This window comes from Lactobacillus sp. LL6 (genome assembly GCF_007570935.1).
Taxonomy (GTDB): Bacteria; Bacillota; Bacilli; order Lactobacillales; family Lactobacillaceae; genus Lactobacillus.
On the sequence record NZ_VLLR01000001.1, the window covers coordinates 1,481,557 to 1,500,844 of the forward strand.

Sequence of the window (19,288 nt, forward strand, 5' to 3'; positions counted from 1 at the left end):
CTTCGCTCATTTGTTTGGGTTATTACACCCGCACACTTTGCGAAACTTTGTTCAGTTTTCAATGTACTACCTTCTGACTTAGAAGTCAGCTTTTATATTATATCAGGCTCATTTTCTTTTGTCAAGAACTTTTTTCAATTTCTTTTAAAAGATTTTTGAGCTTGGCTGTCATCTCTCTTTGGCTTTCTGCCTTTTTCCTGACGACAGTTAAATATATTACCAGCTTTTCTTCTTTTTGACAACCCCTTTTTTGAATCTTTTTTAAAAAGTTTTCTTGAGCTGTCTCTTCCTTTTTCAGAAGTTCTTTATCGCTTCAAGCGACTTTATTAGAATACAGGACTTTTTGTTAAATTGCAACCCTTTTTTCTAAAAAATTTAAATTAAATCAAATATTCTTGTATTTTCTCATAACAAGTATATGGAATGTAGCAGTTCTTATCTTCAAGAACATAATAATTAAGCTCACTGTCATATCCTGCATCAGCTACTATATTTTGAAACTTATCTATAACCTTCATTGATTTAAGGATGGTTCTAAAGTCCGTTAGATTAGAATAGAGTGCAAAGTCTACTACTTGGTTAGTTGTAGCTGCTTGAACATTATAACCGGGCTTTAATTGTCCATTTCTCATATGATCTTCTTTCATATGCATAAATGTGGCGTCATGATCAGTTTTAGAGTAACTATTACGATCGTCAAAGATTTGTTCTAACTTCTCATACTTTTTAACTCTTAGTATGAAAATTACGAACGTATTTTTTAAGGTTATGTCTGCGTTGCTTCTTTACAAAACCGTCTGGCATTACTTTAGGTTCTCATTCGATACTCTCATCTAACTTTTGAATTTTTTCTTCGCTTATAGCTAATTCAACTTCTTTTTGAAACAGTTCGTTATAAATCTTTAAGAAATTCAGCTTCAATCTTTGCTTCATCAATAAAGATGGCATCTTCTCTAATCAATCCTTCTTCTTGCAAAAGATTAATAAAATGAACAAAAGATTCTTTGATTAGTCGATCAGCATGATCACTGCTCCTGAAATTATTAATCGCGTGATAGAAGATCTGCCTGCCTTCTGCGATCACCATCATTGTCGGATAATAGTCGGTCTACCAGTACTATGCTAATCTTCTAAAAGTATTTCTTCAGGAATAATATCCAAAATTATTAATTACTGAAACAATGTGATTATTAGGAATAGAAAAATCCGATAGAGATCGAAATGATTTCTATCGGATTTTTCTATTTTAAGTATCTAGTTTTTTTCTCAGACATCTATTATTAATATTTTTCCCTTTTTGCTTTTTCCACTATATCTAATGATGAACGAAGTTCTTGATAAATTGTCTGTGGATCTTCATTAAATTCATGTGTCCACCAAACTTGAATTCTTGAACAAATATGGCTCGCACACCCTCTTACATCCCTCATCCGCAAAACACCTGTACTTTTAATGTATTCTTCAATCTCCATCATAAAGATTTTTTCAATTTTGTGATATGCCTTAATTTTATGCTCAATTCGCTTCTCAAAATGTCCTGTATCTAACAAGCCTATCACAGCATGATAATAATACTTTCGATTATAGATTTCTCTTAAAACATTATAAAAAATCCTAGAAAAATCTTCAGAAGTATTTGCACGTAAATTATTATTTAACTCATATTCTAAGACTTGGGTTATGAATTCTCCCATGGTCTTAAAACGATAGTTAAAATCATTCAATCCTTTATTACTTTTTCTACATAACTTAGTGACGGTAATTTTTCTTTCACCAGCATTAATCAGACTCTCCAGTCCTATAAGATATTCTAGCATGGAGATTAAATTCCTTTCTTATACATAATTTTCAAAAAACATATTACTATCCCAAGTTATATTATTCAATAATCTATTCTATATTTTTTATTTATTTTATACTATACAAATATAATTTTATACTTATAAAAAAGAGCTACCTTAAAAGGGTAACTCTTTAAAAACTAAACTTTATATTTTCTACGAAGCTCTCTATCTTGATCTCGTTTCTTAATAGTTTCTCGCTTATCATATTGCTTCTTCCCTTGACCTACTCCAATGAGAACTTTAGCAAAGCCATGCTTAAGATAAACCTTTAAAGGAATAATAGCAATCCCACGTTCTGCTTGAGCTTTAGCCAAACGAGCAATTTCTTTTTTATGCAAAAGAAGCCTTCTACTTCTTAATGGATCATGATTATAGCGATTTCCTTGTTTATATTCACTGATATGCACATTTTCCAAAAAAGCAGATCCATCAATAATTTGCACATAACCATCACGTAAATTAATTCTGCGTGCACGAATAGACTTAATTTCTGTCCCTGTAAGTGCAATTCCTGCTTCTAGAGTTTCTTTAATGAAATAGTCATGACCTGCTTTTTTATTTTGAGCAATCAGATTTTCATTTTTTTCTTTCATAAAAACTCACCTAATGCTTAAAACTACGGCTATTGTGATTTTTATTATTTCTGCGACCATGGAAGTTATGTTGTTTTTCACCACGGCGTCCTTGATTATTTTTAAAACCGCGGTTACCACGACGACGATTATTCATCCCACGATCATTATGTTTACGCTTAGGAGCATTAGGGTCATAAATTTCAAAATCCAGCTGATGTTGTTCAACATTAGCATTAATCAATGTAACTTTAATAGGCATCCCTATCTTAAACTTTTTATGAGTGCCACGTCCCGTAAGAGTAAGCGTTTTTTCATCAAAGCTGTAAAAATCATCATCTAAATTAGAAATATGGATGAGACCTTCAACAGTATTTGGCAATTGAATGAACATTCCAAAGCTAGTAACTGAAGAAACTACTGCATCAAAATGCTCACCTACTCTATCTGCCATAAATTCTGTCATCTTAAGATCATTAACTTCACGCTCAGTATCAATTGAGCGACGCTCTTGAGTTGAAGTTTGTTCAGCAACTTCTGGCAAATAACTTGCAAAATGTTTCTTGGTATCTTCTCCCATACCTTTATCTGCATATTGATGAATCATTCTATGCACCATTAAGTCAGAATAACGACGAATTGGTGAAGTAAAGTGGGTATAGAATTCTGCAGCCAAACCAAAGTGTCCAAGCGCATCTTCAGAATAATGTGCTTGCTTCAAACTTCTTAACATCATCATTTGAACAACTGCTTCTTCAGGCGTACCTTCTGTTTTAGTTACCACTTTTTGTAAATCTATTGGTTTCACATTATTTGGATCAGCTTTTACATTAAGTCCAAAAGCACTACAAAACTCAAAGAAAGTTTTAATTCTTTCACCATCAGGAGTTTCATGAACACGATATAAGAAAGGAACATGCTTTTTATAATAATCTTCCGCTACAGTCTCATTTGCCATCAACATGAAAGATTCAATCATTTTTTCTGCTGTTCCGCGTTCATGTAAAACAATATCGACAGGCTTGCCTTTATCATCAACTATAATTTTTGCTTCTGGTTCTTCAAAATCAATTGCACCACGCTTATGACGTTGCTTATAAAGGGCATTGTGAAGGTCTGACATATCTTCAAGCATCGGACGTAGTTTTACATATTTATCTTCTAAGCCATCCATATCGCCTGCTAAGACCTTATTAACCTTATTATAAGTCATTCGACCATGAGAACGCATAACTGATGGATAAATCTTATAGTTAACACGCTTACCTTCTGGTGTAATTTCCATATCACATGATAAAACAAGACGGTCTACACCTTCGTTTAAAGAACAAATCCCATTAGACAGTCTAAATGGAAGCATTGGAATAACTCTATCAACTAAATATGTACTATTTCCACGAGCAAAAGCTTCTGCATTCAAAGGAGTATTTTCTTTGACATAGTGAGATACATCAGCAATATGGACACCCAAATGGTAATTTCCATTTGGCAATTTCCATACAACAACAGCATCGTCAAAGTCTTTTGAGTCATCCCCATCAATAGTTACAGCTGGTTGATCAGTAATATCAACTCTGCCTTTTCTATCTTCATCAGTAACATGGTCAGGAATACTATTAGCTTGATCCATTGCTTCTTCAGGCCATTCTGTGCGCACATCATGAGAAGCGACAATAGACATAATATCTACACCAGGATCATTTTTATTACCAATCACCTCAATAACTGCACCAGTCATTGATTCTGGATTAGCTTCAGTAGGATAATCCTTAATTGAAACCTTGACCATATCACCCATTTGGGGAACAATACCATTTTCTGAGACATAAACACGATATTTATGAAGTTTTTTATCGTTACTTAAAACATAACCAATAAAGTGACTTGCTTCAACTTCTTCATCAGTTAATGGATGGTATTCACCAACTAATGTTGTGGTTCCTCGTTCTAAAATTTCCTCAATATGACCTTCTGGTCCCTTACCATTCCAAGGATTGCCATCAGCAATAATTTTTACCTTTACACGATCGCCATTAACTGCAAATTTAGTATAATCAGCATCAACAAATACATCATCGGCTTCTTCATCATCAAGTCTTATAAAGCCAAAACCGCGTTCATTTGCTCTAAATTCACCTTCAACAATTGTATTAGCTTGAGCTAATTGATAGCGTCCCTTGCCATCTGTAATAATCTTTTTTTCATGTTCTAGAAATGATAATGCTTTAATAAGTTCAGTAAAATTGCCTAAACGATCTCTTCGAGCCTTTTTTTCAATTTGATCTATACGAAACTGTTTCTGAGGCTCATGACGAAATATTTCTAAAACACCGCCTAAAGTTTTTTCATTTTGTACCATTAATATTCTCCGTTTCTTTATAAGTAAGTATTTATAAAAAAAGCCTCCCAACACACTTGATCGGGAGACTTTAAACAAAAATTATTTTGAAGACATTATTGCTAATACAATAGCAAATGCGAAAAATAGTACCAATAAAACTGCGGTTACTTTTTCCATAAATGCTTCAAAACCACGTTTTTTGGTTTGACCACTAAAAACTGCACCACCAGAAAGGGCGTTTAAAGCGTCTTGTTGTTTTTGTGGCTGCATCATTGTTGCAATAACGATTAAAATTGAAACAATGATTAGTAGCGTCATAAATAAATTGTACAATGCGCTGCCTCCAATACACAGATACGATTACTGAACAATTTTATCACAAAACAGAAAATTTTGCAGGCTTATTTTTCTAGCTCAGGTGCATCTGTCTTAAATTTCGATTGTGTTGTCTTCTTGTGATTCTTATACCACAATGATGTTTTATTATCTTTTGAATACAAAGTCTTCAAAGACTCATCTTTATTATAATTATAATCACTTGGTTTAACTTTAGTAAACCATTTTGGTTGATAAAATCTCAAAAGATTACCATCGATTACACGATCTGATAATGACAGTTGAGTTGTCACTTGATTAGAAAGAGTTAACAGCTTTTCTTTTAGCCTTTTATTAGGATGAGTAATTTTCTTTCCTGTCTTTGTATAATAATAATTCCCTGTAACTTTAGCATATTCTGGCGTAATAAAATCACCATTTCTTTGAGCAACTATTTGTGGAGCATTTTTACTTAATAAATCATGTCCAAACTGAATAGTATCATTGTCCTTTATGCCCAAAAGATTTAATAAAGTTGGTAAAACATCAATTTCACCGCCATAAGTATGATCAATTTTTCCCTTAAGTCCTTTCATATGAAACATTAATGGAACTCTTTGGAAATTTAAATTATCAAAATCATTAAAACTATCTTTTTTAAGAAGTTCAGCACTAGCTTTATGGTGATTACCAGAAATTCCATAGTGATCCCCATAGAACATAATCAAAGTATTTTTATCTAAGCCAGTCTTTTTCATCCAACTCATTAATTGACCAATAGCTTGATCTAAATAATGAGCAGTTTGAACATAACCATCAACAGTTTCATCTCCTGTATTGGTTTTAGAAATTGTTTGATTTTTTTTATCAATATCATAAGGATAGTGATTAGTAACTGTAATCATCTTTAAATAAAACGGTTGCGGCAAACGTTCGATATATTTAATAGATTGATTAAAGAATAGCTTATCCTTTATTCCATATCCAATGTAGTAATCGGGCTTATTTTCATAAAAAGACAAAGGCATAAAATACTGATAACCAAATGATTTATAAGCATTATTTCTATTCCAAAACGACCCAGCCCCACCATGCATTACAGCCGTAGTATAGCCTGCTTGTTGATGCAAAATTGCTGGTGCACTTTGAAAAGTATTGCTGGTGCCATAACTTGACATTGCACTTCCTGATTGTAACCCATAAAGCGAATTTTCAAGCATCATTTCAGCATCGGAAGTTTTCCCTTGACCTACTTGATTAAAGAAATTATCAAAACTTATAGTATCTTTTGCATGATAAATTTTATTCAAATTAGGAGTTACTTCCTTGCCTTTCCACTTGTAACCAATTAAAAACTGTTGGAAACTCTCTAAGTGAATTACCAAAACATTTTTTCCTTTAGCCACACCCGTGTACTCAGGATTAGGTTTAACATAATTTGCCTTTAAATATTTTTGAACCGAATTAATATCAGAAACATTTGCTTTAGCCATCTGGGCACTTGTTTGTGCAGTTTTAAATCCATCATAAACGGCATACTCATTCATTCCTAAATACTTAACAATATAATTATTATCAAAGGTTCTAGTAAGAAGTCCTGAACGATCTTCTTGAGCCATCAAAAGATTAATTCCCATTAATGTTAAGGCTAAAGTTTCAATCATTAAATTAACTCGTAATTTTAATGGGCGAATATCAATACGAATAACTTTAAAAATTAATAATGCAATAATTATTGCAACATCCAAAAATGCTAAAAAATCACTGGCTTGAGTAATTCCTGCAATACTTTTTCCTAAATTATCTGAAGTTGAGCCTGATGTTTTCATAATTGAAAAAGACAAAAAGTTCGAAAATTCACGATAATATAAAATATTTGCAAATAACCACAAACTAAGCAAAAAGTCGATAATCATCACTATCCAGTATGATTTTCGTCCTTTAAAAAATAGTCCTATTCCTAAAAGCAGCATCCCTGCTGGAATTGGATTTATTAATAATAAAAAATTTTGCATAGGACCTACTGCGCCTAAATTAAACTTATTTAAATAGACCCAATAAGTCTTTAACCAAAATAAGGTCAAAACAATTATAAAAAAGCCCAGCTTAGTTTTAGTCAACCAGTTAAAAAAAGACTTTATACTTTTCAAACAGTGCTCCTCCTTTCGCTCATGCTAACCATATTACTACGTATTTCCAGTTAATAACTAGCTATTTTACTGAATGTTAATTATTTTGCTTGCTCTTTATTTTCTTAGGTTTAAAAATCCAGCCAAAAATTCCTAATATCATCCCAAAGAAATAAGTCGCAAATCTCCATAAAAACATTCCCAAGACAAGTGCACCATGTGAAGAAACAAAAGTAGCAAAAAGTGTCTGAAAACTATATTCTGCCCCGCCGGAAGCTCCTGGAATTGGAATAATTGCCATAAACATAATAATCATAATATTAATTTGTGTAACTGCAAACCAGGAAGCATGTACATTAAGTGCCATTAATACTACATAAGGAATTGAATAAAAAATTAATAACTGACCCACAGTCAAAAATGTTGAAATTAATAACTTTTTCTTTTCTTTTTTTAGTTTTTGACTTTCAGCGTAAAATGTTTCAATTTTTTCCATTGTAGCTGCACGCCATTTTTCTACACGTTCTTTTTTAATAAACTTTGCGAGTAAATTCATCAAAAAATTAGTAGCATTCTTGGTCCAATTATATGCAAACATAATAGCTAATAAAAATAAAATTGAACTAACATGAATAATAAAGCCGATAACAATAAAAATTGCTAAAGCAGAAAATTTAGTTGCTACCATATGAAAACCAAAAATAATAGTTAATACATAGGCAAATAATACAACAACTTGATAAATGATGAATTTCATTAATAAAAGCGATGTAGCTCTTCCGCCTTCAATTCCCATCTGAACCATTGCAGCAAGCTGAGATGGCTGTCCTCCTGTTGACATTGGAGTAATGGCATTAAATAAAGCTTGAATAATAGGTATTCTAAAAAATGACCATTTACTTCTTTTAGGTTCATTTTTTCTTTTAGCTAAAGTCGCTAAAATTGCAGCTTCACAAACATAAGATAAAAGCATCAATACAAAAATCATACTAAAAGCAAACCAATTCATTCCCTGGGCAGCTTTTTGAATTTCATGAATTGGAGTAGTCTTTAAGTCTGTATAAAGTACAAAGGCGCTGATTGCCAAAACAATCAGTATGCCCCATAAGTGTTTTTTATTCATTAATGAATTTGTCCTAATTCCCTTCCAATATCATATTGTTGAGCATAAAAATCACTCCAAATTCTCGCTAAATTATCTTCAGAATATTGATCACTAGCTTTTAAAGATAATTCCTTATATTGCTTCAAAATTTGTGGATTTTTAACAGCATTCTGAAGTTGTTTATTCATTTCTTCAAAATTATCACCTTTAAGATAATATCCATCAATAATAGCTTTATATAAGTCCAAATTTCTTAATAATACAGGAGTTCCGCAGCTAAAAGCTTCAAGAACCGACATAGGAAAAAGTTCATCATATGAAGGTAAAACAAATAAATTTGCAATATTCAAATAGTTTACCAAATCTTTTCGATCAACTATACCAGTAAACTTTAAATTCTTTGGTGGATTATCTACTAACTTTTTATAATGATCATAACCATCTGTAATTTTTCCAAATGAGAAGCCACCAGCCCAAATAAATTGCACATCTGGATTAGCTAGTGCCATTTTAGCAAAATCATCTACACCTTTTCGTTCTTGAACTTGACCATCTCCAAAAACCACAAATTTATCAAGAGGAATACCTAATTTATTGCGAAAAGCATTTTTAGTAACTTGATTTTGAGGATAAAATTCAGTTTTTGAAACAAAGTTTGGAATATATTGAACTCTTTCTGGATCAATTCCATATTGAGCTAATTTATCAATAAAAATTGGATTAACTACTACAATTTTATCCATTCGTTTATAAAAATCTATTACATAATTATAAAAAATCTTTTTAGCAGAACCTGGCAATTTGATTGATCCTTCTAGAGTATCAGGTAAGAAGTGAACATAACCAATTTTTCTACCACGTGCTGGCGAAAAACTATTCAAGTAATAGGTTGGGTTAATTGTATGGTAATGCGTTAAATCGGATGTTCCATATTTATTGACGGTGACGTAGTATTCATCAACCATCTTTCTTCTTAATAAGCTCATCAATTCATTATAAGCCGAACCTACTCCTTGTCCTTTAACAGAATCAGCTTGAGAAAACATATTAATTCTAATCATCTAAATCCTCTTTATTTTTCTTATAGTTTTCAATTACTTCCTGATAAAAATTGTACACTTCTTTACCAAAGTGTTTAGCAGAAATTTTATCCAATTTTGCTTCTAATATATCATGCGGAATTTTCTTCTTTCCCATATGTAAATATTCTAAAATTTCAGCTAACATTTCATCTTGAGTGTTAAAAGTTTGGCCCAGGAGCTTATTATCAAAAATATTTTCTGTATATTCAGTCTCATATACAATAGATGGGGTTCCGGATGCCATAGCTTCAATATAAGTTAAACCTTGTGTTTCTGTATCACTAGCAGAAACAAATAAATCCGCCATTCGATAATAATTACCTACATCTTCATGCTTAACAGGTCCTGTAAAGATTACATATTTTTCTAATGTCAATCTTTCAACCTGCTCTTTTAAAACATCAACATCGGGTCCATCACCAGCAATTACTAATTTAACCTTTGGAAATTCTTCAACCACTTGAGGCATTATATTAAGAATATGATTGATTTTCTTTTCTGCCGCAATTCTACTTAAAGTCAAAATAACTGGAGCATCTGTCTCTATTCCTAATTCATTTCGCAGATTATTATTAATTTCACCATTCATTATTTCAATATCAACGCCAGTTGGAATAATTTTAATAGGAATTTTTACTCCATAGCGAATGAGTAACTCTTTCACTCTTTCACTTGGGGCAATTACTCCATCCATATTTTTCAAATAACCCTTAGTAAACTGTTTTACATGATAAGGTTTTAACAAATGTCCATTAAGTACATAATGTAAATAATTTTCATACATAGTGTGATAAGTATGGATTACCGGAATCTTTAATTGATGAGCAACATATTTACCCATCATACCTAATGCAAATTCTGTTTGAGTATGTACAATATCTAATTTCACTTCTTTAGCAACTTTCGCTGCTTCAAAAAAGCCTCGAAAAGCAATTCTACGATCAGTAAACGATACCCATGGAATACTACTAAACCGAAAAACATTTGGCTCAATAGTTTCTTTTTTTATATGAGGATCAGTTGTCGTAAATATGAATACATTGTGCCCCTGTTTTTCTAAGGCATCCTTCAACGTTTTTATAGACGTTGCAACACCGCTTAGTTGGGGGAAATATGTATCGGTGAAAATACCAATGTTCATCAAAAATACCTCCATAGTAACCATTATAGAGATTCAAGAAAGCATTCGCAATTTTAAATAGCAAATATATATAAAAGTTATATAAAAACAAAAAAACAGCTCACTTCCGTGAACTGTTTGAAAATAGCGGTGATCGGGGTCGAACCGATACGTCCGTAATGGACACCAGATTTTGAGTCTGGCGCGTCTGCCAATTCCGCCACACCGCCATAATATTTTCTGATAGCTTAAAGGCGGGGATCGGATTCGAACCGACGATAAAGGTTTTGCAGACCTCTGCCTTACCACTTGGCTACCCTGCCATGAGCTTTATATTCTGTTAAATAGATTGGGATAACTGGATTCGAACCAGTGCATGTTAGAGTCAAAGTCTAATGCCTTACCACTTGGCTATATCCCAATGCTAGGGCGGAATATGGGATTCGAACCCATGTATGCCGGATCCACAAACCGGTGTGTTAACCCCTTCACCAATTCCGCCGTGAAGTATAAACAGGGATAGTAGGAATTGAACCCACATCAGCGGTTTTGGAGACCGATGTACTACCATTATACGATATCCCTATTATATGGAGGAGGGTGGATTCGAACCGCCGAACTCAGAGAGAGCGGTTTTACAGACCGCCGCGTTTAGCCACTTCGCTACTCCTCCGTTATTGATGGCGCGGGACGGAATCGAACCGCCGACACAAGGAGCTTCAATCCTTTGCTCTACCAACTGAGCTACCGAGCCATCTTACGGTCCATATCGGATTTGAACCGATGATCTCCTCCGTGACAGGGAGGCGAGATAAACCACTGCTCCAATGGACCATATTGCGGGAGCTGGATTTGAACCAACGACCTTCGGGTTATGAGCCCGACGAGCTACCAGACTGCTCCATCCCGCGATGTTAAGGAGGATGTGGGATTTGAACCCACGCGCGAGCATAACCCGCCTGACGGTTTTCAAAACCGTTCCCTTAAGCCACTTGGGTAATCCTCCATCGTGAAATAAAGTACCAACTTATATTTAATTGGTAATGACCCGTACGGGATTTGAACCCATGTTACGGCCGTGAAAGGGCCGTGTCTTAACCACTTGACCAACGGGTCGTGTCATTCCTTACTGACGCAAGGCACTTAATTATAATACCTAACTTTAAATCATTTGTCAACAACTTTTTTTATTTTTTTGATTTAAAGCTTTTTGTTAAGTGACCTGCGCCACAAGACGTATTTAATATTACACAATAATTTTGGTTTTGGCAAGTAAAAATTGAAACTTTTTTTATTTTTATTCAAAAAAAGTTCTAAAGCCTTATAGCATCAACGTTTTCATAGGTTTCTTTTTTTAGCCTCCCATTCTTTATGACGCTTATATACCATATATCCATAAAGCCCATTTACAAGCGCTAGGAGCGCTGTAGCTATCAGTAAGGTGTATGACCCTATAAACTTTTGAAAAATGGCTGAAATAATCGCTCCTGTCGCAAATGCAATGACTAAGAGTGTATAATTGCGTGCAGGCTCTTTTTGATCTACATCTTTGTCAAAATAATATTCGCTCCATGCAATGACAGTTTTTTTCAAGTTTCCAGAAGTAAAACCATTACTATAACCTAATCCTTCAATTTTTTTAAAAGCTCCAGTTTGCATGGATAATCCAACAGCCAAAGCTGGAACCACATAATAATCTGGAACATTTTTAGGCAAGAAACTTACTACTGCACAAACCACCATTATTGGAATCATTTCAAAAATTCTCCAATATCTACTTTGAGTATGTGAATGAATATATGTAACTATAGTTAATCCAAAAATAAAAGCTAAAATTGTTGATAATCTATTGATCATACCCATTACATTTCCATTCGCTAAAGAGGCACTAAAGAAAATAATATTTCCAGTTTGTCCAGCAGCTAATGTATGTCCTCTTTGTATATAAGTATAGGCATCGATGAATCCTCCACAAAAAGTTAATGCACCTGCTATTTCTTTTGTTTGAGCAATACTTTTACTACGAATTAATTTTTCAAAAACCATAATTTTATCCTATAAACTTTAACAAAACACAAAAACCACCCAATCATAAACGATTAGGTGGTTTAACACTACGGAGTAGGAGAGATTCGAACCCTCGCGCCGGAAAACCCGACCTACACCCTTAGCAGGGGCGCCTCTTCAGCCACTTGAGTACTACTCCATATGGGCCTAAATGGACTTGAACCATCGACCTCACGCTTATCAGGCGTGCGCTCTAAACCAGCTGAGCTATAGGCCCAAAGAAAAGCGGGTAACGAGAATCGGACTCGCGACTAAAGCTTGGAAGGCTTTCGTTTTACCACTAAACTATACCCGCAATATATACAAAAACGAATGGCGCGGGACGGAATCGAACCGCCGACACAAGGAGCTTCAATCCTTTGCTCTACCAACTGAGCTACCGAGCCATCTTACGGTCCATATCGGATTTGAACCGATGATCTCCTCCGTGACAGGGAGGCGAGATAAACCACTGCTCCAATGGACCATATTGCGGGAGCTGGATTTGAACCAACGACCTTCGGGTTATGAGCCCGACGAGCTACCAGACTGCTCCATCCCGCGATTAAAAAATAATTAAAGTTTTTAGTCATTATGGACCTTGTAGGACTCGAACCTACGACAGGACGGTTATGAGCCGTCTGCTCTAACCAACTGAGCTAAAGGTCCAAGCTTACAAAATAGCGGCGGGGGGGATCGAACCCTCGACCTCCCGGGTATGAACCGGACGCTCTAGCCAGCTGAGCTACACCGCCAAAAACTGTAACCATTAGATGTATTTATAGATTACTAATCGGGAAGACAGGATTCGAACCTGCGACCCCCTGGTCCCAAACCAGGTGCTCTACCAAACTGAGCCACTTCCCGTTAATAAATGCGCCCAGAAGGATTTGAACCTTCAACCTTCTGATTCGTAGTCAGACACTCTATCCAGTTGCGCTATGGGCGCTTCATTAAATGCCGAGGACCGGAGTCGAACCGGTACGGTTGAAACCAACCGCGGGATTTTAAGTCCCGTGCGTCTGCCAATTCCGCCACCCCGGCATATTTTAATGAAAAGCGGAAGACGGGATTCGAACCCGCGACCCCCACCATGGCAAGGTGATGTTCTACCACTGAACTACTTCCGCAAAAATATAAATGCCGATTATACGACTTGAACGTACGACCCCCTGTTTACAAGACAGATGCTCTACCAACTGAGCTAAATCGGCATTAATGTCAACATGTGGTTGGCATATACGGGTGGTGAGACTTGAACTCACACGTCCGAAAACACTAGAACCTAAATCTAGCGCGTCTGCCAATTCCGCCACACCCGCATTAGGGTCATGAGCCGTGAGGGACTTGAACCCTCGACCCACGGATTAAAAGTCCGTTGCTCTACCAACTGAGCTAACGACTCGGAATGGAGGATACAGGGCTCGAACCTGTGACCTCCTGCTTGTAAGGCAGATGCTCTCCCAGCTGAGCTAATCCTCCATTTGAGCACGGCAGCTGCCTACCCTCGCAGGCAGTCTCCCACCAACTACTCTCGGCGTTAAGAAGCTTAACTTCCGTGTTCGGCATGGGAACGGGTGTATCCTTCTTGCTATCGCCACCGTACTCTTTTGTGAGCTTTTACACTCAAAACTGAATATGAAACCTTTCCGCAAAAACCGTTGCGAATCGCTTTGGTCAAGATATCGACTGATTAGTACTGGTCCGCTCCAAGTATCACTACTCTTCCACTTCCAGCCTATCTACCTCATAGTCTCTGAGGTGTCTTACTGCTTTCGCAAAGGAAATCTCATCTTGAGGGGGGCTTCGCACTTAGATGCTTTCAGCGCTTATCCCTTCCGCACATAGCTACCCAGCGATGCCTTTGGCAAGACAACTGGTACACCAGCGGTGCGTCCATCCCGGTCCTCTCGTACTAAGGACAGCTCCTCTCAAATTTCCTGCGCCCACGACGGATAGGGACCGAACTGTCTCACGACGTTCTGAACCCAGCTCGCGTGCCGCTTTAATGGGCGAACAGCCCAACCCTTGGGACCGACTTCAGCCCCAGGATGCGACGAGCCGACATCGAGGTGCCAAACCTCCCCGTCGATGTGAACTCTTGGGGGAGATAAGCCTGTTATCCCCAGGGTAGCTTTTATCCGTTGAGTGATGGCCCTTCCATACGGTACCACCAGATCACTAAGCCCGACTTTCGTCCCTGCTCGAGATGTATCTCTCGCAGTCAAGCTCCCTTATACCTTTACACTCTGCGAATGATTTCCAACCATTCTGAGGGAACCTTTGGGCGCCTCCGTTACACTTTAGGAGGCGACCGCCCCAGTCAAACTGCCCACCTGACACTGTCCCTGACGCCGCTGAGGCGCCGAGGTTAGAGTATCCATCAAACAAGGGTAGTATCCCAACAGTGCCTCCGATAAAACTAGCGTCCTATCTTCTCAGGCTCCTACCTATCCTGTACATGTTTAACAGATACCCAATATCAAGCTACAGTGAAGCTCCATGGGGTCTTTCCGTCCTGTCGCGGGTAACCCGCATCTTCACGGGTATTATAATTTCACCGAGTCTCTCGTTGAGACAGTGCCCAAATCATTACACCTTTCGTGCAGGTCGGAACTTACCCGACAAGGAATTTCGCTACCTTAGGACCGTTATAGTTACGGCCGCCGTTTACTGGGGCTTCAATTCGAACCTTCGCCTAAGCTAAGCTCTCCTCTTAACCTTCCAGCACCGGGCAGGTGTCAGCACCTATACGTCGTCTTACGACTTTGCAGATACCTGTGTTTTTGATAAACAGTTGTTTGGGCCTATTCACTGCGGCTGATCTGTTACGATCAGCACCCCTTCTCCCGAAGTTACGGGGTCATTTTGCCGAGTTCCTTAACGAGAGTTCTCTCGCTCACCTTAGTGTTCTCCACTCGACTACCTGTGTCGGTTTGCGGTACGGGTACGATCTCTCTGGCTAGAAGCTTTTCTCGGCAGTGTGACATCAGAACCTTCGCTACTTTTATTTCGCTCCTCATCACGCCTTGCTTTTATCAAGAGCAAGCATTTGACTCACTCTCTGGCTTGACGCTTGAACGTGGATTTCCAGCCCCACGCGTTCCTAGCCTCCTGCGTCCCTCCATCGCTCTTAACGATTGATCGCAGTACAGGAATCTCTACCTGTTGTCCATCGACTACGCCTCTCGGCCTTGCCTTAGGTCCCGACTTACCCTGGGCGGACGAGCCTGCCCCAGGAAACCTTAGTCTTTCGGCGGATAGGATTCTCACCTATCTTTCGCTACTCATACCGGCATTCTCACTTCTAAGCGCTCCAACAGTCCTCTCGATCTGCCTTCGCCGCACTTAGAACGCTCTCCTACCACGTGCTCTTTAAAACACATCCACAGTTTCGGTACTATGCTTAGCCCCGGTAAATTTTCGGCGCAGCGCCACTCGACTAGTGAGCTATTACGCACTCTTTGAATGATGGCTGCTTCTGAGCCAACGTCCTAGTTGTCTACGCAACTCCACATCCTTTTCCACTTAGCATAGATTTGGGGACCTTAACTGGTGATCTGGGCTGTTTCCCTTTCGACTACGGATCTTATCACTCGCAGTCTGACTCCCGTGTATGGATATATGGAATTCGTAGTTTATCTGGATTCAGTAACCCCTGACGGGCCCCTAGTCCAAACAGAGCTCTACCTCCATTATCCTCTACCACGAGGCTAGCCCTAAAGCTATTTCGGAGAGAACCAGCTATCTCCAAGTTCGTTTGGAATTTCACCGCTACCCACAGCTCATCCCCGCAATTTTTAACTTACGTGGGTTCGGTCCTCCAGCGTGTTTTACCACGCCTTCAACCTGGCCATGGGTAGGTCACTTGGTTTCGGGTCTACGTCATGCAACTGCTCGCCCTATTCAGACTCGCTTTCGCTGCGGCTCCGTCTTTTCTGACTTAACCTCGCTGCATAACGTAACTCGCCGGTTCATTCTACAAAAGGCACGCCATTACACTTTAATGTGCTCTGACTACTTGTAGGCACACGGTTTCAGGTTCTCTTTCACTCCCCTTCCGGGGTTCTTTTCACCTTTCCCTCACGGTACTGGTTCACTATCGGTCACTAGCTAGTATTTAGCCTTGCGAGATGGTCCTCGCGGATTCAACCGGGATTCCTCGTGTCCCGGCCTACTCAGGATACTGCTCAGCCTTCTTAAGATTTCGCTTACGGGGCTCTCACCCTCTCTGGCTCACCTTCCCAGATGATTCTGCTATCTCTTGAAGTGCCTTATTGCAGTCCTACAACCCTCAATAATAAATTACTGAGTTTGGGCTCTTTCCTCTTCGCTCGCCGCTACTAAGGAAATCGATCTTTCTTTCTCTTCCTGCAGCTACTTAGATGTTTCAGTTCACTGCGTCTTGCCCTTACCATCTTAACAATGATAAGTAATGCATCTCTGCACTGGGTTCCCCCATTCGGATACCCCCGGATCATAGCTTACTTACAGCTCCCCGAGGACTTTCGTGGTTCGTCACGTCCTTCTTCGCCTTCTAGTGCCTAGGCATTCACCGTGCGCCCTTTTCTTCTTGACCTTACTCAAGATCTCTCTTCTCGGTCGCTCTTCGCAATCTGTTCAATGATTGTCTCGGTTTTTGCTTGGTTTCTTATTCAGTTTTCAATGTACTAGCTCCTGAATCCTCTAGGATTCAATGGAGGCTAACGGGATCGAACCGATGACCTCCTGCGTGCAAAGCAGGTGCTCTCCCAGCTGAGCTAAGCCCCCAATATTCTTTTATTTTAGGCTGACATAACTTTAACTCTTTTTATTCATTATGTCAATGGGCCTAAATGGACTTGAACCATCGACCTCACGCTTATCAGGCGTGCGCTCTAAACCAGCTGAGCTATAGGCCCGACTAACGCTTGTTATTCAAGTTTCTTTTGAGGTACTACCCTCAAAACTAAACAAAGTTTCTCTCGTGTGCTTCCGTTTGCTTTCTTGGCTTCTGTTAGTATCTCTACTCTCCACCATTCAGCTTCCTTAGAAAGGAGGTGATCCAGCCGCAGGTTCTCCTACGGCTACCTTGTTACGACTTCACCCTAATCATCTGTCCCACCTTAGACGGCTGGCTCCATAAAGGTTACCTCACCGGCTTTGGGTGTTACAGACTCTCATGGTGTGACGGGCGGTGTGTACAAGGCCCGGGAACGTATTCACCGCGGCGTGCTGATCCGCGATTACTAGCGATTCCAGCTTCGTGCAGGCGAGTTGCAGCCTGCAGTCCGAACTGAGAACAGCTTTAAGAGATCCGCTTGCCTTCACAGGTTCGCTTCTCGTTGTACTGCCCATTGTAGCACGTGTGTAGCCCAGGTCATAAGGGGCATGATGACTTGACGTCATCCCCACCTTCCTCCGGTTTGTCACCGGCAGTCTCATTAGAGTGCCCAACTTAATGCTGGCAACTAATAACAAGGGTTGCGCTCGTTGCGGGACTTAACCCAACATCTCACGACACGAGCTGACGACAGCCATGCACCACCTGTCTTAGCGTCCCCGAAGGGAACTCCTAATCTCTTAGGATGGCACTAGATGTCAAGACCTGGTAAGGTTCTTCGCGTTGCTTCGAATTAAACCACATGCTCCACCGCTTGTGCGGGCCCCCGTCAATTCCTTTGAGTTTCAACCTTGCGGTCGTACTCCCCAGGCGGAGTGCTTAATGCGTTAGCTGCAGCACTGAGAGGCGGAAACCTCCCAACACTTAGCACTCATCGTTTACGGCATGGACTACCAGGGTATCTAATCCTGTTCGCTACCCATGCTTTCGAGCCTCAGCGTCAGTTACAGACCAGAGAGCCGCCTTCGCCACTGGTGTTCTTCCATATATCTACGCATTCCACCGCTACACATGGAGTTCCACTCTCCTCTTCTGCACTCAAGAAACACAGTTTCCGATGCAATTCCTCGGTTGAGCCGAGGGCTTTCACATCAGACTTATCTTTCCGCCTGCGCTCGCTTTACGCCCAATAAATCCGGACAACGCTTGCCACCTACGTATTACCGCGGCTGCTGGCACGTAGTTAGCCGTGACTTTCTGGTTGATTACCGTCAAACATGAGCCAGTTACTACTCATGTCCTTCTTCACCAACAACAGAGCTTTACGATCCGAAAACCTTCTTCACTCACGCGGCGTTGCTCCATCAGGCTTTCGCCCATTGTGGAAGATTCCCTACTGCTGCCTCCCGTAGGAGTTTGGGCCGTGTCTCAGTCCCAATGTGGCCGATCAGTCTCTCAACTCGGCTATGCATCGTCGCCTTGGTGAGCCGTTACCTCACCAACTAGCTAATGCACCGCGGGTCCATCCTTTAGCGACAGCTTACGCCGCCTTTCAATCTACAGCCATGCAGCTATAGATCATATCCGGTATTAGCACCTGTTTCCAAGTGGTATCCCAGACTTAAGGGCAGGTTACCCACGTGTTACTCACCCATCCGCCGCTCGCTTCCAAAGCGTCATTACCGAAGTAAATCTGCTAATTCCGCTCGCTCGACTTGCATGTATTAGGCACGCCGCCAGCGTTCGTCCTGAGCCAGGATCAAACTCTCATTTTTATAAATAATCGTTTTTTTAAGATCTTTGTCTCAAAATTTATTGCTTGCGAATTGACTTCGCTCATTTGTTTGGGTTATTACACCCGCACACTTTGCGAAACTTTGTTCAGTTTTCAATGTACTACCTTCTGACTTAG

10 protein-coding genes, 29 tRNA genes, 3 rRNA genes and 1 pseudogene are annotated in these 19,288 nt (G+C 39.2%); all 43 read right to left on the reverse strand.

Features of this window, described 5'->3' with window-relative positions; translation table 11 throughout:
- Positions 1-452: 452 nt before the first annotated feature.
- Positions 453-725: pseudogene (locus FOD82_RS07000) on the reverse strand (transposase); the annotation flags it as partial.
- A 167-nt stretch (positions 726-892) separates the two neighbouring features.
- Positions 893-1,090, reverse strand: coding sequence for a hypothetical protein (locus FOD82_RS07005; protein ID WP_144355752.1), 198 nt, complete (start codon positions 1,088-1,090; stop codon positions 893-895).
- Between the two features lie 190 nt (positions 1,091-1,280).
- Positions 1,281-1,817 (reverse strand): hypothetical protein, encoded by a 537-nt coding sequence (locus FOD82_RS07010; protein WP_144355753.1) that lies wholly within the window; start codon positions 1,815-1,817, stop codon positions 1,281-1,283.
- A 164-nt stretch (positions 1,818-1,981) separates the two neighbouring features.
- Complete coding sequence (gene smpB / locus FOD82_RS07015) at positions 1,982-2,437, reverse strand: SsrA-binding protein SmpB (protein ID WP_144355754.1); 456 nt, start codon at positions 2,435-2,437, stop codon at positions 1,982-1,984.
- Between the two features lie 10 nt (positions 2,438-2,447).
- The gene (gene rnr / locus FOD82_RS07020) at positions 2,448-4,775 is read right to left on the reverse strand and encodes a ribonuclease R (protein WP_144355755.1); all 2,328 of its coding nucleotides are present in this window, start codon (positions 4,773-4,775) and stop codon (positions 2,448-2,450) included.
- Between the two features lie 81 nt (positions 4,776-4,856).
- Positions 4,857-5,090: a preprotein translocase subunit SecG gene (gene secG, locus FOD82_RS07025; RefSeq protein WP_144355756.1), complete on the reverse strand. Its 234-nt coding sequence runs from the start codon at positions 5,088-5,090 to the stop codon at positions 4,857-4,859.
- A gap of 68 nt (positions 5,091-5,158) precedes the next feature.
- Positions 5,159-7,222, reverse strand: coding sequence for an LTA synthase family protein (locus tag FOD82_RS07030; protein WP_144355757.1), 2,064 nt, complete (start codon positions 7,220-7,222; stop codon positions 5,159-5,161).
- A 76-nt stretch (positions 7,223-7,298) separates the two neighbouring features.
- Positions 7,299-8,324 (reverse strand): lysylphosphatidylglycerol synthase transmembrane domain-containing protein, encoded by a 1,026-nt coding sequence (locus FOD82_RS07035; RefSeq protein WP_144355758.1) that lies wholly within the window; start codon positions 8,322-8,324, stop codon positions 7,299-7,301.
- Positions 8,324-9,367 (reverse strand): glycosyltransferase family 4 protein, encoded by a 1,044-nt coding sequence (locus tag FOD82_RS07040; protein WP_144355759.1) that lies wholly within the window; start codon positions 9,365-9,367, stop codon positions 8,324-8,326. The genes FOD82_RS07035 and FOD82_RS07040 overlap by 1 nt, the downstream gene beginning before the upstream one ends.
- Positions 9,360-10,529 (reverse strand): glycosyltransferase family 4 protein, encoded by a 1,170-nt coding sequence (locus tag FOD82_RS07045; RefSeq protein ID WP_144355760.1) that lies wholly within the window; start codon positions 10,527-10,529, stop codon positions 9,360-9,362. The genes FOD82_RS07040 and FOD82_RS07045 overlap by 8 nt, the downstream gene beginning before the upstream one ends.
- Before the next feature lie 124 nt (positions 10,530-10,653).
- Positions 10,654-10,738 (reverse strand) — tRNA-Leu (locus FOD82_RS07050).
- A gap of 22 nt (positions 10,739-10,760) precedes the next feature.
- A tRNA-Cys gene (locus tag FOD82_RS07055) sits at positions 10,761-10,831 on the reverse strand.
- A gap of 26 nt (positions 10,832-10,857) precedes the next feature.
- Positions 10,858-10,929 (reverse strand) — tRNA-Gln (locus FOD82_RS07060).
- A gap of 7 nt (positions 10,930-10,936) precedes the next feature.
- Positions 10,937-11,009 (reverse strand) — tRNA-His (locus FOD82_RS07065).
- A 13-nt stretch (positions 11,010-11,022) separates the two neighbouring features.
- Positions 11,023-11,093 (reverse strand) — tRNA-Trp (locus FOD82_RS07070).
- 6 nt (positions 11,094-11,099) lie between these two features.
- Positions 11,100-11,181, reverse strand: a tRNA-Tyr gene (locus FOD82_RS07075).
- 8 nt (positions 11,182-11,189) lie between these two features.
- Positions 11,190-11,262: transfer RNA gene (locus FOD82_RS07080), tRNA-Phe, on the reverse strand.
- Positions 11,263-11,268: 6 nt separating this feature from the next.
- Positions 11,269-11,342: transfer RNA gene (locus FOD82_RS07085), tRNA-Asp, on the reverse strand.
- A 3-nt stretch (positions 11,343-11,345) separates the two neighbouring features.
- Positions 11,346-11,419 (reverse strand) — tRNA-Met (locus FOD82_RS07090).
- A 6-nt stretch (positions 11,420-11,425) separates the two neighbouring features.
- Positions 11,426-11,514: transfer RNA gene (locus tag FOD82_RS07095), tRNA-Ser, on the reverse strand.
- A gap of 38 nt (positions 11,515-11,552) precedes the next feature.
- Positions 11,553-11,624 (reverse strand) — tRNA-Glu (locus tag FOD82_RS07100).
- A 222-nt stretch (positions 11,625-11,846) separates the two neighbouring features.
- Positions 11,847-12,554, reverse strand: a complete 708-nt coding sequence (locus FOD82_RS07105; RefSeq protein WP_144355761.1) for a YoaK family protein — start codon at positions 12,552-12,554, stop codon at positions 11,847-11,849.
- Positions 12,555-12,625: 71 nt separating this feature from the next.
- Positions 12,626-12,714 (reverse strand) — tRNA-Ser (locus tag FOD82_RS07110).
- Positions 12,715-12,717: 3 nt separating this feature from the next.
- A tRNA-Ile gene (locus tag FOD82_RS07115) sits at positions 12,718-12,792 on the reverse strand.
- A gap of 7 nt (positions 12,793-12,799) precedes the next feature.
- Positions 12,800-12,870 (reverse strand) — tRNA-Gly (locus tag FOD82_RS07120).
- 18 nt (positions 12,871-12,888) lie between these two features.
- Positions 12,889-12,961, reverse strand: a tRNA-Phe gene (locus tag FOD82_RS07125).
- A gap of 6 nt (positions 12,962-12,967) precedes the next feature.
- Positions 12,968-13,041, reverse strand: a tRNA-Asp gene (locus FOD82_RS07130).
- 3 nt (positions 13,042-13,044) lie between these two features.
- Positions 13,045-13,118: transfer RNA gene (locus FOD82_RS07135), tRNA-Met, on the reverse strand.
- A 31-nt stretch (positions 13,119-13,149) separates the two neighbouring features.
- Positions 13,150-13,223 (reverse strand) — tRNA-Ile (locus FOD82_RS07140).
- A gap of 12 nt (positions 13,224-13,235) precedes the next feature.
- Positions 13,236-13,309, reverse strand: a tRNA-Met gene (locus FOD82_RS07145).
- A gap of 38 nt (positions 13,310-13,347) precedes the next feature.
- Positions 13,348-13,421, reverse strand: a tRNA-Pro gene (locus FOD82_RS07150).
- An 8-nt stretch (positions 13,422-13,429) separates the two neighbouring features.
- Positions 13,430-13,503: transfer RNA gene (locus FOD82_RS07155), tRNA-Arg, on the reverse strand.
- 9 nt (positions 13,504-13,512) lie between these two features.
- Positions 13,513-13,598, reverse strand: a tRNA-Leu gene (locus tag FOD82_RS07160).
- A 14-nt stretch (positions 13,599-13,612) separates the two neighbouring features.
- A tRNA-Gly gene (locus FOD82_RS07165) sits at positions 13,613-13,684 on the reverse strand.
- A gap of 11 nt (positions 13,685-13,695) precedes the next feature.
- Positions 13,696-13,768, reverse strand: a tRNA-Thr gene (locus tag FOD82_RS07170).
- Positions 13,769-13,794: 26 nt separating this feature from the next.
- A tRNA-Leu gene (locus FOD82_RS07175) sits at positions 13,795-13,876 on the reverse strand.
- Positions 13,877-13,886: 10 nt separating this feature from the next.
- Positions 13,887-13,959: transfer RNA gene (locus FOD82_RS07180), tRNA-Lys, on the reverse strand.
- A 4-nt stretch (positions 13,960-13,963) separates the two neighbouring features.
- A tRNA-Val gene (locus FOD82_RS07185) sits at positions 13,964-14,036 on the reverse strand.
- A gap of 6 nt (positions 14,037-14,042) precedes the next feature.
- Positions 14,043-14,159, reverse strand: a 5S ribosomal RNA gene (rrf, locus tag FOD82_RS07190).
- A 68-nt stretch (positions 14,160-14,227) separates the two neighbouring features.
- Positions 14,228-17,133: ribosomal RNA gene (locus tag FOD82_RS07195) — 23S ribosomal RNA — on the reverse strand.
- 118 nt (positions 17,134-17,251) lie between these two features.
- Positions 17,252-17,324: transfer RNA gene (locus tag FOD82_RS07200), tRNA-Ala, on the reverse strand.
- Between the two features lie 56 nt (positions 17,325-17,380).
- Positions 17,381-17,455 (reverse strand) — tRNA-Ile (locus FOD82_RS07205).
- A 131-nt stretch (positions 17,456-17,586) separates the two neighbouring features.
- A 16S ribosomal RNA gene (locus FOD82_RS07210) occupies positions 17,587-19,151 on the reverse strand.
- Together the 16S, 23S and 5S rRNA genes with 18 tRNA genes alongside form the textbook arrangement of a ribosomal RNA operon.
- Positions 19,152-19,288 lie beyond the last annotated feature (137 nt).

Excerpts from the sequence above, each read along its gene's own strand:
- FOD82_RS07010 (WP_144355753.1), bottom strand. The coding sequence starts at position 1,817 with ATGCTAGAATATCTTATAGGACTGGAGAGTCTGATTAATGCTGGTGAA.
- FOD82_RS07040 (WP_144355759.1), bottom strand. The coding sequence starts at position 9,367 with ATGATTAGAATTAATATGTTTTCTCAAGCTGATTCTGTTAAAGGACAA.
- FOD82_RS07035 (WP_144355758.1), bottom strand. The coding sequence starts at position 8,324 with ATGAATAAAAAACACTTATGGGGCATACTGATTGTTTTGGCAATCAGC.
- smpB (WP_144355754.1), bottom strand. The coding sequence starts at position 2,437 with ATGAAAGAAAAAAATGAAAATCTGATTGCTCAAAATAAAAAAGCAGGT.
- FOD82_RS07045 (WP_144355760.1), bottom strand. The coding sequence starts at position 10,529 with ATGAACATTGGTATTTTCACCGATACATATTTCCCCCAACTAAGCGGT.
- rnr (WP_144355755.1), bottom strand. The coding sequence starts at position 4,775 with ATGGTACAAAATGAAAAAACTTTAGGCGGTGTTTTAGAAATATTTCGT.
- FOD82_RS07005 (WP_144355752.1), bottom strand. The coding sequence starts at position 1,090 with ATGATGGTGATCGCAGAAGGCAGGCAGATCTTCTATCACGCGATTAAT.
- FOD82_RS07105 (WP_144355761.1), bottom strand. The coding sequence starts at position 12,554 with ATGGTTTTTGAAAAATTAATTCGTAGTAAAAGTATTGCTCAAACAAAA.